The following is a 14,438-nucleotide window of genomic DNA, read 5'->3' on the forward strand; positions in this document are numbered from 1 at the left end:
CCGTCCGGGCTACACTGCCGCCCATCCGGTACCGGTTGAAGGATTCCGTGGCGTCATGGAACAAAGTCTACTGAGTGCGGTGCATTGGTTATTAGCGGTCTTGGCACTGCCAAAAATCGGTTTGCCCGCCATCTTTTTGATCAGCCTGATCTCGGCGACGCTGTTGCCTTTGGGATCGGAGCCGGCCGTTTTCGGGTTTGTGAAGCTGGCCCCCGATATGTTTTGGCCGGCGGTCTTGGTGGCGACAGTGGGTAACACCGTCGGCGGCGCGATCAGCTACGCCATGGGGCTGGGCGCGCACCGGGCCTTGGAACGCTGGCGCGAGAAGCATCCCCACACGTCGCCGGAGGCTGGCGAGCCGGTCATGGACAAGAATATGCGCAGCCGCTGGCATCAGTACGCCCAGCAATGGTTGCATCGTATGGGACCGCCCGCCCTGCTGTTATCCTGGTTGCCCGCTGTCGGCGACCCCTTATGTGCGGTGGCCGGGTGGCTGCGTCTGGCATTCTGGCCCTGCGTGCTGTACATGGCCATTGGGAAATTGGCTCGCTACACGGTGATGACCGCAGGCCTGTTATGGTTTTTCCCGCAGCCGGTGTAGTGCTGTCAGGTGGTCAGCTACATATTCAAGCCTGTCTTAACTCGTTGGGGTATATGCGTTTTTCTCGCATTACGCCGTTTCGCCCAGGGGTTGGGAACTGCGGTTTTTCTGGACGCGTCAGCACGCCGCAGGGCAATTTCTGCGCAATGTCATAAAATGATTCTTTAAGGGCCTACTCCCCGTCTTTTCATGAACGCCCCCCTCGCCAGCCAAATCCTCTCCGAGGCGATTCCGCCCGCAGCTACTGCGCGTTTGCGCGAAATTCCGTACAACTATACGTCGTTCTCCGATCGCGAGATCGTTGGCCGTCTGTTAGGCGAAGACGCCTGGCAATGGCTCTGCGATCTACGTGGCGAACGCCGCACAGGCCGGTCCGCACGGATGCTGTACGAGGTGTTGGGCGATATCTGGGTGGTACGCCGCAATCCCTATTTGCAGGACGACCTGCTCGACAATCCAAAGCGGCGCAAGCTGTTGATCGACGCGCTGCATCATCGTCTGAGCGAAATCGACAAGCGTCGCGAGCCGGACTCGCCCACCGAGGCTGGCCACGATCCGCAGCGCGATAGCAAAGTCGTCGAGCTGTTGGCTCGCGCGCGCTCGGCCATCGCAGCGTTCGAGAGCGAGTTCGACCAAACCCAGCACCTGCGCAAGCAAGCCCAGAAGGTGCTGGGCCGCATCACGGCCAAAGACAATATCAAGTTCGATGGCCTGTCGCGGGTGTCTCACGTGACCGACGCGACCGACTGGCGTGTCGAATATCCCTTTGTCGTATTGACCCCGGACAACGAGTCCGAGATCGCTGCCCTGGTGCGCGCCTGTATTGAGCTGGGCCTGACCATCATCCCTCGCGGCGGTGGCACCGGTTATACCGGTGGGGCGATTCCATTGACCTGGAAATCGGCGGTCATCAATACCGAGAAATTCGACACGCTGGGTGCGGTCGAGTCCTGTATCTTGCCCGGCCTGACCGAGCCCGCGGCCGTGGTGTTTGCCGGGGCAGGGGTTGTGACCAAGCGCGTGGCCGAGGCTGCGGAGCAGGCGGGATTCGTGTTCGCGGTAGATCCCACCTCGGCTGAGGCCTCCTGCGTGGGCGGCAACATCGCCATGAACGCCGGCGGCAAAAAGGCCGTGCTCTGGGGCACTGCCCTGGACAATCTGGCCTGGTGGCGCATGGTCGATCCCAACGGCAATTGGCTGGAAGTCACGCGCCTGGATCACAACCTGGGCAAAATCCACGATGTCGAGACGGCGCGGTTCGAGCTGAAATGGTTCGACGGCAGCGGCCAGCCTGGCGAAAAGCTGCTCAAGACAGAATTACTCGAAATCGCGGGCCGGGTGTTCCGCAAAGAAGGCCTGGGCAAAGACGTTACCGATAAATTCTTGGCGGGTCTGCCGGGCGTGCAAAAAGAGGGTTGCGATGGCCTGATCACGTCGGCGCGGTGGGTGCTGCATCGCATGCCGCGTCATACGCGCACGGTCTGTATGGAGTTTTTCGGACAGGCCCGGGATGCGATTCCGTCGATCGTCGAGGTCAAGGATTACTTGGACGGCGAGGGTCGTGCACGCGGCGCCATCCTGGCGGGTCTGGAGCACCTGGACGAGCGCTATCTACGCGCGGTGGGCTACGCGACCAAGAGCAAACGCGGCACGCTGCCGAAAATGGTGTTGATTGGCGACATCGTCGGTGACGATGAGGACGCGGTGGCGGTTGCTGCCAGTGAGGTCGTGCGTCTGGCCAATACGCGCCACGGCGAGGGCTTTGTCGCCGTCAGTGCCGAGGCGCGCAAGAAATTCTGGCTCGACCGTTCACGTACGGCGGCGATTGCCCGTCATACCAATGCGTTCAAGATCAACGAAGACGTGGTGATTCCGTTGTCGCGCATGGGCGAATATACGGATCACATCGAGCGCATCAACATCGAACTGTCGACGCGCAACAAGCTCAAGCTGCTGAATGCGTTGGATGCTTATCTGTCCGAGCCCTTGCCGGTGGGCAAGGCCGAGGACGAGGATGATGAGCTCACGCGTACGCATACGTTGGCCGAGCGCACCAGCCATGCAATGGAAGTGTTGGCCGAGGTGCGTGGACGTTGGCAATGGCTGCTGGATAATCTCGACTTGCCGCTGCGCCAGGCGTTGCCGGATCTGGCCAGTGTGGGCATGACGCCCTTGCAGGGTGCGCTGTCCGATCGTGTCGCCGCGCAGCCCGATGCGCGCCTCTTTGATGTGGTGCAGGATCGCACGATACGCGTGTCCTGGAAAACCGAGGTCCTGGCGCCGCTGCAGAACGTTTTTTCGGGTGCTACGGGTACGCACATTGTGGACGAACTCAAGGCCATACACGCTCGCGTGCTAAAGGGTCGAGTGTTCGTTGCGCTGCATATGCATGCGGGCGATGGCAACGTGCACACCAACATCCCGGTCAACTCCGACGACTATGAGATGCTGACCGAGGCCCACCAGGCAGTGGATCGCATCATGCAGATCGCGAGGGACCTGGATGGCGTGATTTCGGGTGAGCACGGCATTGGGCTGACCAAGTATGAGTTCCTGACCGAGGCCGAGTTGGCGCCATTCCAGGAATACAAGCGCCGTGTCGACCCGCGCGGGCATTTCAACGCCGGCAAACTGATGCCAGGTGCAGATTTGCGCCATGCCTGGACGCCCAGTTTCAGTTTGATGGGGCATGAGTCGCTGATCATGCAGCAGAGCGATATCGGTGCGATTTCCGCATCGGTCAAAGACTGCCTGCGCTGCGGCAAATGCAAGCCCGTCTGCGCCACGCATGTGCCGCGGGCCAATCTGCTGTATTCGCCTCGCAACAAGATCCTGGCCACGTCGCTGCTGGTCGAAGCGTTCCTCTACGAGGAGCAGACTCGTCGCGGCGTCAGCCTCAAACACTGGGAAGAGTTCGAGGATGTCGCCGATCACTGCACGGTATGCCACAAGTGCTACAACCCCTGTCCGGTGGATATCGATTTTGGCGACGTGTCGATGAACATGCGTGCGCTGCTGCGACGGATGGGGCGCAAGTCTTTTAATCCGGGCACGGCGGCAGCTATGTTCTTCTTGAATGCGAAAGACCCGGCCACGATTAATGCGACGCGCAAGGCCATGGTGGGCGTAGGATACAAGGCGCAGCGCCTGGCCAATGATGTGTTGTCGTCGTTTGCGCGCAAGCAGACCGCGCATCCGCCCGCTACGGTAGGCAAGCCGCCGCTGCGTGAACAGATCGTGCATTTCGTCAACAAGAAAATGCCGGGCGGATTGCCCAAGCAAAGCGCACGCAAGCTGCTCGACATCGAAGACGCCAATTACGTGCCCATCATTCGTGATCCCAAGACCACGTCGGCGGATACCGAGGCGGTGTTCTATTTCCCGGGTTGCGGGTCGGAGCGTTTGTTTTCGCAGGTAGGTCTGGCCACGCAAGCCATGCTCTGGCACGCAGGCGTGCAGACTGTCTTGCCGCCAGGCTACCTATGCTGCGGCTATCCGCAGCGTGGCAACGGTATGAACGACAAGGCCGAGCAGATCATCACGGATAACCGGGTGCTGTTCCATCGGGTCGCGAATACGTTGAACTACCTGGACATCAAGACGGTCGTGGTGAGCTGCGGGACGTGTTATGACCAGCTGGCAGGCTATGAATTCGAAAAGATCTTTCCGGGCTGCCGTCTGATCGATATTCACGAATATCTGCTGGAAAAGGGCATCAAGCTCGATGGCATTACCGGTACTCGCTACATGTACCACGATCCTTGCCACACGCCGATGAAGCTGCAGGATCCGATGAAGACCGTGCGTTCGCTCGTGGGCGATGGGGCGATCAAGACGGATCGTTGCTGTGGCGAGTCGGGGACCTTGGCTGTGACGCGTCCTGATGTGTCTACTCAGGTGCGTTTCCGCAAGCAAGAGGAACTGCTTAAAAACCAGAATACCTTGCGTCAGGATGGATATACCGGGGATATCAAAGTACTGACATCTTGTCCGTCGTGTCTGCAAGGCTTGTCGCGCTATGAGGGCGATACGGCTATGGATGCGGATTACATCGTTGTTGAGATGGCGCGGAATATTTTGGGTGAGCAGTGGATGGAGGAGTATGTTAGGCGGGCTAACTCGGGGGGGATTGAACGGGTGCTCGTGTAGGGTGTGGTGCTTCGGAGGCGGTAGGAGTTCTGTTGGTCGTCGAGCCGAGGCAATCGGCCCGGCCGGGCTTCACAAAGTCGGTCCGGCGCGCGGGCGCCGGACACCGTGTTCGCTCGTCTCGTCCGCGCCTTCGCGCTTCCTTCGACATCCGCTCCACTCGACTTTGAGGCGCCCGGCCGGGCCGATTGCCTCGGCTCGACTGGCAGCAACTAGAGCTCTCTGCATCGCTGGCACGACTCGTGTGCTTGGCGTTTTTTGCAGCCGTGTTGGCAAAGAAGAAGATCTTGCGGTGCTGCTTTCGGCGCGCGCCCTGCGCGCCCACCTCAAGCGATCGGTCCGGGCATGCAGGAGGGGTGGCGTGGTGCCTGGTTGGAGGATCTGCTTGGCTGCGATCGCGGCTTGCGATGGTGTTGCGTAGTGCACTTCTTTGATGAGGCATCTATTGCATGCATGTGCCATCCCGTGGCCTCACGCCAATGCAGCAGTTCGAGAGATATTTTGTCTAGCAACAGCGTTCAAACCTTCCGGATCTCAACGCCTGCCTTCAGCAACGCCTGTCTAAGCCCCTCTGCAAACACGACCGCATTAGGCTGATCGCCATGAATGCAAAGCGTGTCTGCTTGAACGGGAACATCACGGCCATTGACCGAGCGGACAACTCGATCCTGGACCATGCGCAGCACCTGAGCGACGGCCGTGTCCACGTCTTCGATCATTGCACCCGGCTGAGTGCGAGGCGTCAGGGATCCATCGTCCTGGTAGGTGCGATCGGCAAACACCTCGTTGGCCGCGCGCAAGCCGAGTTCATTTGCGGCCTCGATGAGATAGCTGCCCGGCAAACCATACAGGACAAGGCTTGCGTCGACATCGTGCACTGCGCGGGCAATCGCCTGGGCTAGAGGGCGGTCTTTGACGGCCATGTTGTAGAGCGCGCCGTGAGCTTTGACATGATGCAGACGCGTGCCTTGCGTGGCAGCGACGGCGGCCAGGGCGCCGACCTGGTAGACCACCATATCGTAGGCTTCCTGCGGCGTTACCTGCATCGGGCGGCGGCCAAAACCCACCAGATCGGGCAGGCTCGGATGGGCGCCGATTGAAACGTTGTGTTTGAGCGCAGCGGCGACGGTCTTGCGCATGGTGGAGGGATCGCCACCATGAAATCCACAGGCGACGTTCGCTGAGCTGACAAACTGCAGCACCGCATCGTCGTTGCCCATGTGCCAGGCGCCGTAGCTTTCGCCCATGTCGCAGTTCAGATCGATGACGAGATTGGTGGTGGCGGTCATGATGAAGTTCCTGATAGGACGAATGATGGTGAGTGCCCGTGACGATGCAGGATGGGCGTCGGATTCAGTGTTCGATGGCTAGCCGAGGATCAACATAATCCTAACCCGTATGACTCAGGCTCGCAGCAACGCCCGTAACGATGCGAGCGCTTCTTGCAACTGCGTGAAGGCTTCTTCGCGTTCGCCGTCGAGCCGTTGCGCTTCGTCGAGATCGATCGATGCAAAGCGCACGCTTTGCCCCGGTCGGCGTTGCGCGAGATCGGGCAAGTCTACCGAGATGACCTGCGCGATCTTGGGATAGCCACCGGTACTCTGGCGATCCGCCATGAGGACAATGGCTTCGCCACCGGACGGAACCTGAACGGTGCCGTAGCCGGTCGCCTCGGACAGAATTTGGCGCGGCGTGGTCATGGCCAGCGGCGGGCCTTCCAGGCGATAGCCCATGCGATCGGACTGGGTACTGATGCGGAACTCGGCATGCAACAGATCGTGTTGCGACTCGGCAGTGAACTCGTCCCAGTGCACTCCCGGGAGTAGCCGCAGATAGTCGCGTGTCCGTCCAGACAATGCCGACGGCACATAAACGCGGATCTGCCATAGCGCCTGAGCCAGCTCGGATAGCGACTCTGACGCGGTGGGCAGTGACGCCTGCAGTCCGATGACATCGCCTTTGGCCAAGGCGCGCCCTGTATGGCCGCCAAAACCGCCACGTACATAAGTGCTCGTGCTGCCCAGGACAGGCGTTAGCGCATAGCCTCCATGAATAGCGAGATAGGCTCGTACGCCCGTATCTGGAGGCGCAGTGCCAAACGCCAACACATCACCCGCACGCGCGATCAAGGGGCGATAGCCTGTAATCGGATTGCCGTTGAGCGTAGGCTGCAAGTTGGCGCCGGTAATGGCAAAACAGGCGGGCGCCTCGAATCGCAACGTCGGGCCCGCCAAGGTGATTTCCAACGAGGCGTGATCTGCATCGTTGCCCGCCAGCAAGTTCGCCAGGCGATGGGCCCGCAGATCCATCGCGCCACAGACTGGGACGCCCACGTGCTGGCTGCCTGTGCGGCCAAGGTCCTGGAAGGTCGATAGCACGCCGGGCTTGAGGACGGTGATACTCATCGCGTGGCCTCGCGCAGACGGTCAAACTCTGTGGCGTCGATCGGCACAAAGCGCACTCGATCACCGGGCTGCATCAGGGTCGAGGGCGTGCGCGCCGGATCGAATAATGACAGCGGGGTCGCACCGATGATGTTCCATCCGCCTGGCAAGCGGCTGGGATACAGCACGCTTTGGCGGTTGGCGACGGCGACGGAGCCGGGAGGGACCGCTGTGCGCGGTGACGCACGGCGAGGGATATTCAAGCGTTCGTCGTGTACGCCGATGTACGGCAAACCTGGGGCGAATCCCAGCATGAACACCAGATTGCCCGGTTGCGTGTGCAAAGCGATGACCTCGTCGGTCGAGATGCCGGCATGCCGCGCCACCTCGTCCAGATCGGGACCATATTCCCCGCCATAACAGACCGGGATCTCGACATCTCCTCCCGTTTGCGTATCGGGCGTGATGCCCTGCGACAGGAGCCGTTCGATTTGTGCGGCGAGCTCAGCGTAACGCGGCCCGTGCCGGCCATTGGGCTGGTAGTGCACTGCCAATGCAATGAATGAGGGAACAACGTCCGTCACGCCGGGCAGCTCGGCCTGTCGCAGCAGATTCGCTGCAGCCAGGCAAAGGCGACCGATCGACATGTCGATCTGGTCGCCGAAGTAAATCATCAGGCAACGATCGCCCTGCGGCAGAATGCGCCAGGCGGTTGAACTGGATGTGAGAGAAGATTCGTTCACCAGGGCAACCGCCTCCAGACGGGATTATTTTGCGAACAAAGAGTCCAGGTTCTTGAACGACTTGAATTCCAGAGCGTTGCCCGACGGATCCAGGAAGAACATCGTGGCCTGTTCGCCGACTTCGCCTTTGAAACGGACGTAGGGCTCGATCACGAATTTCGTGCCGGCATCGGTCAGTTTTTTGGCCAGAGTTTCCCAGTCTTCCATGGGCAGGACCGCGCCAAAGTGGCGAACCGGTACGTCATGGTCGTCGACGGCGCTGGTCGATTTGTGACCGCATTCGTCGGGCGACAAATGGGCAACGATCTGGTGGCCATAGAAGTTGAAGTCCACCCACTCAGGCGCGCTGCGCCCCTCCGGACAGCCTAGCAGGTCGCCATAAAATGCGCGGGCCTCGGCAATGTCGCGGACAGGAAATGCGAGGTGAAAAGGGGGCAGGACGGCAGGGGGGCTCATACAAACTCCGAATCAATAAGAATAAATCAAAATAAGTGGGCCTGTGTCGCGATCCAGCCACCGAAAAACTCAGCGTATGGATAACGATCGCATGGCAGATAGTTTAGCCACTGTTTTTTTGATAGAAAAACGATATTTTTTGGGTCTGAGTATCAAAAAAATCGATTATTTAATTGGGAGTGTGTCGGGAATCATCGGGGCAGATTCATTGGGACTGTTTGAGGGTGTGTCGCACTCGCGATCCGGGTGATGAGTTTCCCGATCGAACAACAGTACAGCAGAGAGGCGAGCGGCGCCCACTCGGACGCCGCTATGTCCTATCCGTAACGGTCGTTCAGACCAGATCGCAGCGCACGGTAATGGGGTGATTGCGCAACGTCGCCAGTACGGCGTCGCTGACCTCGCCGTCGACGTCTGTGATCACGTAGCCTACCTGGCCGCGTGTCTGCAGGCTCTGGCTGACAATGTTCAGGCCCTGTTCGGCCAGCAGATTGTCCAATGTACCCAATGCCCCAGGTGCGTTGCGATGCACGTGCAAAATCCGCGCCTCGCCTGCCGGTTCTTGATACGGCAGTTCCGGGAAATTGACTGCACCTTTGGTCGTGCCGGCCTGCAGGAATCTCACCAGTTTTTCCGCGACCTCGCGGCCGATGTTTTCTTGGGATTCTTGTGTGCTGCCGCCGATGTGCGGCGTCAACAACACGTTGGGCAGACCAATCAGCGGGCTGGCCAGCGGCTCGTTGGGGCCCTTGGGCTCGGTGGGGAAGACGTCCAGCGCAGCGCCGGCTAAATGGCCGGACTTCAGCGCCGCGTGCAGCGCATCGATATCCACCACAGTGCCGCGTGAGGCGTTGATCAAGATCGCTCCGCGTTTCATCTGCGCCAGCGTGTCGGCATTGATCAGGTTTTCTGTGCTTTTGCCGCCCGGCACGTGCAACGTCACTACATCGGCTTGCTCCAACAATTCCGCCAGCGTGGTCGCTGCCCGGGCATTGCCCAGTGGCAATTTGCCCTCGACGTCATGGAATACGACCCGCATGCCGAGGCTTTCCGCCAGTGTGCTGATCTGCGAGCCGATATTGCCGTAGCCGATGATGCCCAGCGTTTTGCCCCGGGTTTCGAATGCGCCCGTGGCAGATTTATCCCAGTGTCCCTGATGCACGCGGGCATTTTTCTCCGGGATACGGCGCAACAGCAGAATCGCTTCACCGAGCACCAGCTCAGCGACCGAACGCGTGTTCGAAAATGGCGCATTGAATACCGGGATGCCACGTTGCATCGCGTGATTCAGATCCACCTGATTGGTGCCGATGCAAAAGCATCCCACCAGCCGCAGATCGGGAGCAGCGGCAAAGGCCTCCGCATCCATTTGCGTGCGAGAACGGATCCCCGCCACGTGCGCGCCGCGCAGGGCCTCGCGCAACTCAGACGGCGGCAGGGCCGTTGCATGCGTGACGATGTCGGTGTAGCCCGCTGCGGCGAAGACTTCGCGGGCGCTGGGATGGACGTTCTCGAACAGGACAATCTTGGTCATGGATGCGGCAGGGGGAAAGGCAGTGAAAAAGGGGCAAGCCCGAACGGAAAGAGTAAATGAAACTCTTTTCAATCATTGTGACGCAGTTTGGCGCGCGGGACCCGAGAGTCCATTCGGTCTGTATGGCGATAGTGCCGTTCAGGCCGCCGCGACCCTTTCCGCCGGGAAATACAACGCGAACGTGCTGCCTTTGCCCGGTTCGCTGGTAATGGTCAGCTCTGCATCGTGACGGATGGCGATGTGTTTGGTGATGGCCAACCCCAGGCCCGTGCCGCCTGCGGCGCGCGAACGGCCTCGGTCAACCCGGTAAAAACGCTCGGTGAGACGCGGGATATGCAGCGCTGCGATGCCGATCCCCGTGTCTTGGACGCTGTAGCGTGCTCCGCCATCGGACGCGCCCTGCCAGCGCACGGTGATGGTGCCGCCATCGGGCGTATAACGCACGGCGTTGGTCAGCAGGTTGGACATGGCCGATGCCAGTTCAGTCTCTGCGCCCAGAACGTCCAGGGACTCGTCGATATCCCAGTGAAAGACATGCCGGCCGGCGGAGAGGGCTTCGATCTGCTGGCGGGTGGTCTGCAAGAGGGCGGGCACGTTTACGGCTCGCGGGTCGGACCCGGGCGACGACTCGAGCGTGGACAGGGTCAGCAGGTCTTCTACGATGGCCTGCATGCGCAAGGCCTGCTCGTGCATCATGGACAGGTATTGGGCACGCTGCTCTTCGTCCAATGCCTCGGCAGGCATATCGCGCAACGTTTCCAGAAACCCGGCCAATACCGTCAGCGGCGTGCGCAGTTCGTGCGATACGTTGGCGACGAAATCGCGCCGTGTCGTTTCCAGCTTTTCGATTTGCGTGACGTCGCGCGTGATCAACAGGCGGCGATTGCTGGCGTAGGCGGCCAAGTGCATCATCATGACGCGCTCTTGCCCCCCATGAGCCAGGCGGACCAGGATGGGCTCGGGCCAATCGCTGCGGTGGGCATAGGCGACAAACTCCGGTGCGCGCAGCAGATTCAGCAGATTCTGGCCGCGGTCGGCCGGCAGGTTCAGCGTCAAATGGTGACGCGCGACGCGATTGCACCATTCAATTTGAAAATCTTCGTTCAGCGTCACAACGCCGTCGGGCAAGGCCTGGGCGGCAGACAGCATGCTTTGCATGGCCGCACGGGCCTCGGCCAAATCTCGTGCACGAGCACGGGTATAGCGATACAGCGGCGCCAGAATGTCGTCCCAGGGCCCGACCGAGGCGGGGGGGGAGGTTTCTGGGTGGTGCGCCCAGTGCGATACCGAACGCAGGCGCCAGCTGCGCCAGAACAGCATGAATAACAGCGCTGCGCAAAATACCAGCCAACCCGCCGGGTTGCCGATCAGCCATTGCAGGAACAGCGAAATGATCGCCCAGAGAGCGACCAGGAAAAAAGTGCGCAGCCAGATCATCGTGGCTGTTTTTTACCGTGCCGGGACCTGTGCCGTAAAGCGATATCCGCTGCCACGGACCGTTTCGACGTGCGAGTCATGGCCCGACGGTTCCAGCGCTTTGCGCAGGCGGCGGATGTGCACGTCCACCGTGCGCTCTTCGACGAACACGTGATCGCCCCACACTTGATCCAGCAGTTGCGAGCGGGAGAACACGCGTTCCGGGTGCGTCATGAAGAAATGCAGCAGACGGAACTCGGTCGGCCCGATCGACAGCGATTGTTCGTTGCCTGACAGGCGGTGAGTCACGGGATCGAGTTTCAGGCCGCTGACGTCGATGATGTCGTCCGTCAACTGTGGCGCGCGGCGGCGCAGGACCGCCTTGATGCGCGCCATCAGCTCTTTGGGCGAGAATGGCTTGGTGATGTAATCATCGGCACCGGCTTCCAGGCCATCGACCTTGTCCTGCTCGGACCCTTTGGCCGTCAGCATGATGACAGGGACGGCGCGGGTGCGTTCGCTGTCGCGCAGCTTGCGAGCCAGCGCCAGGCCGGAGGTGCCGGGCAGCATCCAATCCAGCAATATCAGATCGGGTAGCTCGGCGCGGATCAGGGTCTGGGCCTGTTCAGCGTCGAAAGCGCGCAAGACTTTATGGCCGGCAAACGAGAGATTGACGGCAATGAGTTCTTGGATGGCGGGTTCGTCTTCGACGACAAGAATGGTGCTGGACATTGGCAATAGAGGCAGACGATGAGCGCCGGCAGGCGCGAACATTGCGATAGTATGGCCGGAATATTTCAGGTATGTGACGAATTGGTGTTTTGCTGCCTGCTTTCTGCTGACTTGGGCCTCGATCGGCTACCATTGCGTCATATACCGGGCTCTTACTATGCAACAAAACCCTGATTCTTCTTCTGATTCGGCCAGCACGCATTTCGGTTTTCAATCCGTCCCCGAAGACCAAAAGGCGCGCAAGGTCGCCGAGGTCTTCCATTCGGTAGCGTCGCGCTATGACGTCATGAACGATTTGATGTCAGGCGGCCTGCATCGCATCTGGAAGGCCTTTACCATCGGCCGCGCTGCCATCCGTCCTGGCATGAAAGTGCTGGATATCGCCGGCGGGACGGGCGATCTGGCCAAGGCCTTTGCGCGCCGTGCGGGCCCGACGGGCGAGGTTTGGCTGACTGATATTAACGATTCCATGCTGCGCGTGGGGCGGGATCGCATGACCGATGCCGGGCTATTGTTGCCCACTGCAGTCTGTGACGCTGAGAAATTACCCTTTCCATCCGGGTATTTCGACCGGGTCAGCGTGGCGTTCGGTCTGCGTAATATGACTCATAAAGACCGCGCGTTGGCAGAAATGACGCGCGTGCTCAAACCCGGCGGAAAGCTGCTGGTGCTGGAATTCTCGCGCGTGGCGCGTCCTCTGGCGCCGGTGTATGACTGGTATTCGTTCAACGTGCTGCCCTGGCTGGGCAAGAAAGTCGCGGGGGATGAGGCCAGCTACCGCTATTTGGCGGAATCCATCCGCATGCATCCCGACCAGGACACCCTGGCCGATATGATGCGTACGGCAGGTCTGGAACGCGTGCAGTATTTCAACCTGACGGCGGGCGTGACGGCTCTGCACGAAGGGGTGCGCCTGGCCTGAGCGCCGGCAGATACAGGCCCTCAGGGGCGATGTGCGGCGGTTGCCTCCAGAGGCGCGGGCCTGAGGGCGTTACACCTCCGGCAGCCGCTTCGCCATGCGGTTTCGCCGGGATGGATTATTCAAAGGGAATACGCGATCGAGCGGGAACTTGTCGTTCGCCGGCTTGTCCGTTATTCTTGAGGTATTCAGCTTTCTGTCAGAAAGCGTTCAACAAAAAGCCAGCCACCTAGCGGGGGGCTGGCGGGCAGGGGTCATTCAGGCCCCGGTCACGTGTCAGGAGTCACACAATATGTCCCGATCCGGAATTTCCCGGTTTTTCGCCGCAGCATTGATTGCTGTTGCCGGCACGGCGATGTTGGCGACGTCATTCGACGCCGAAGCCCGTCGCATGGGCGGGGGCAGCAGCGTAGGCCGTCAGTCCACCAATATTACTCAGCAGCGCCAGGCCACGACGCCGCCGGCGAGCGCAACCACCACCAACCGTACGGCGGCACCGGCTGCCGCTGCGACGGGCGCGGCAGCCGCAGGCACCGCCGCGAAAAGCGGTATGTCGCGCTGGTTAGGTCCGATCGCCGGTATTGCCGCCGGTCTGGGTATCGCGGCCTTGCTGTCGCATCTGGGCCTGTCCGGTGCATTTGCCGAATTCATGTCCAGCATGTTGCTGATCGCACTGGTCGTGTTCGCCGTGATCTTCATCGTGCGCCGTCTGCGCGGTGCGGGTGGGCGTCGTCCGGCGATGCAGGGTGCTTATGGCGCCAACAACGCGGCACGTCAGGGTGATGACCGCCAAGGCCAGCAGCCTCTGTGGCGCGAATCGCTCGCGCCGTCGGCCGCTGCTCCCGCCGCCGCTGCAGCAGCGGCACCTGCCGCCGCCGAGTTACCGGCGGCCGGCGACAGCGACAATTGGTACGTTCCCGGCGATTTCGACAGCACGGCTTTCCTGGCAAACGCCAAGAAGCAGTTCGTGGAAATCCAGGCCATTTGGGATAGCGGTAATACCGATCGCCTGCGCGAGTACTTGACCGACGATCTGATCGCCGAGCTCAAACAACAGTTGACCGAGCGCGGTGCGGCGCCCAGCCAGACCGAAGTCGTCTTGCTGAATGCCGAGCTGTTGGGCATCGAGACGGTGTCTGACGGTCATTTGGCCAGCGTGCGCTTCTCCGGCATGCTGCGCGATGCCCCGGGTACCGAGGCGTTCCGTTTCGAAGAGGTCTGGAACCTGTTCAAGCCTCAACAAGGCGGGTGGCTGTTGGCCGGTATTCAGCAGATTCCTGTGGAATACGCCAGCTGATCTGGATCGGGGCCGGAACATTTCTGTTGATTCGGTCTGGTCCTTAGCCACTGCAGAGGGCACCGTTCGTGCGGTGCCCTCTTTTTTGCTACCGAGCCGCCTCAAGGTAAAAAAACTCTTGGGGGCGGCAAGCTGAAGGCGCAGCGTGGGCTTTTTAACGCCGAGCACCTTCAAGCAAGGTCGATTTCCACGGGTTGCAGCCCGTTTTCA

The 14,438-nt window shown here is 60.7% G+C and carries 11 protein-coding genes; 4 read left to right on the top strand and 7 right to left on the bottom strand.

Annotated features, from left to right (window positions below):
* Positions 1-55 precede the first annotated feature (55 nt).
* A complete protein-coding gene (locus ACYVI2_RS20215; protein ID WP_415821503.1) occupies positions 56-601 on the top strand; it encodes a YqaA family protein in 546 nt (181 codons plus the stop codon).
* A gap of 189 nt (positions 602-790) precedes the next feature.
* Complete coding sequence (locus tag ACYVI2_RS20220; protein WP_415821502.1) at positions 791-4,750, top strand: DUF3683 domain-containing protein; 3,960 nt, start codon at positions 791-793, stop codon at positions 4,748-4,750.
* Between the two features lie 515 nt (positions 4,751-5,265).
* Here ACYVI2_RS20220 and ACYVI2_RS20225 read toward each other — a convergent pair.
* The 7 genes from ACYVI2_RS20225 to phoB all read right to left on the bottom strand — a co-directional run bounded on the left by ACYVI2_RS20225 (position 5,266) and on the right by phoB (position 12,012).
* Positions 5,266-6,036, bottom strand: coding sequence for a LamB/YcsF family protein (locus ACYVI2_RS20225; protein ID WP_415821501.1), 771 nt, complete (start codon positions 6,034-6,036; stop codon positions 5,266-5,268).
* 114 nt (positions 6,037-6,150) lie between these two features.
* On the bottom strand, positions 6,151-7,152 hold the full coding sequence (locus ACYVI2_RS20230) for a 5-oxoprolinase subunit C family protein (RefSeq protein ID WP_415821500.1): 1,002 nt from the start codon (positions 7,150-7,152) through the stop codon (positions 6,151-6,153).
* Entirely contained in the window at positions 7,149-7,874 is a 726-nt protein-coding gene (gene pxpB, locus ACYVI2_RS20235) for a 5-oxoprolinase subunit PxpB (RefSeq protein WP_415821499.1), read from the bottom strand. Before pxpB ends, ACYVI2_RS20230 begins: the two co-directional genes overlap by 4 nt.
* Before the next feature lie 24 nt (positions 7,875-7,898).
* Positions 7,899-8,276: a VOC family protein gene (locus tag ACYVI2_RS20240; protein WP_415821518.1), complete on the bottom strand. Its 378-nt coding sequence runs from the start codon at positions 8,274-8,276 to the stop codon at positions 7,899-7,901.
* Positions 8,277-8,664: 388 nt separating this feature from the next.
* Positions 8,665-9,864, bottom strand: a complete 1,200-nt coding sequence (gene serA, locus ACYVI2_RS20245; RefSeq protein ID WP_415821498.1) for a phosphoglycerate dehydrogenase — start codon at positions 9,862-9,864, stop codon at positions 8,665-8,667.
* A 138-nt stretch (positions 9,865-10,002) separates the two neighbouring features.
* Entirely contained in the window at positions 10,003-11,301 is a 1,299-nt protein-coding gene (gene phoR / locus ACYVI2_RS20250; RefSeq protein WP_415821496.1) for a phosphate regulon sensor histidine kinase PhoR, read from the bottom strand.
* Between the two features lie 12 nt (positions 11,302-11,313).
* Positions 11,314-12,012 carry a phosphate regulon transcriptional regulator PhoB gene (gene phoB, locus ACYVI2_RS20255; RefSeq protein ID WP_094819892.1) on the bottom strand — a complete coding sequence of 233 codons (699 nt, stop codon included), beginning with the start codon at positions 12,010-12,012 and terminating at the stop codon, positions 11,314-11,316.
* Positions 12,013-12,169: 157 nt separating this feature from the next.
* Between phoB and ubiE the strand changes: the two genes are divergently transcribed.
* Together ubiE and ACYVI2_RS20265 are read left to right on the top strand one after the other, a co-directional pair.
* Positions 12,170-12,934: a bifunctional demethylmenaquinone methyltransferase/2-methoxy-6-polyprenyl-1,4-benzoquinol methylase UbiE gene (ubiE, locus tag ACYVI2_RS20260; protein WP_415821495.1), complete on the top strand. Its 765-nt coding sequence runs from the start codon at positions 12,170-12,172 to the stop codon at positions 12,932-12,934.
* 289 nt (positions 12,935-13,223) lie between these two features.
* Entirely contained in the window at positions 13,224-14,228 is a 1,005-nt protein-coding gene (locus tag ACYVI2_RS20265; RefSeq protein WP_415821494.1) for a Tim44 domain-containing protein, read from the top strand.
* The last annotated feature ends 210 nt before the right edge of the window (positions 14,229-14,438 follow it).

This window comes from Bordetella tumbae (assembly GCF_054780995.1).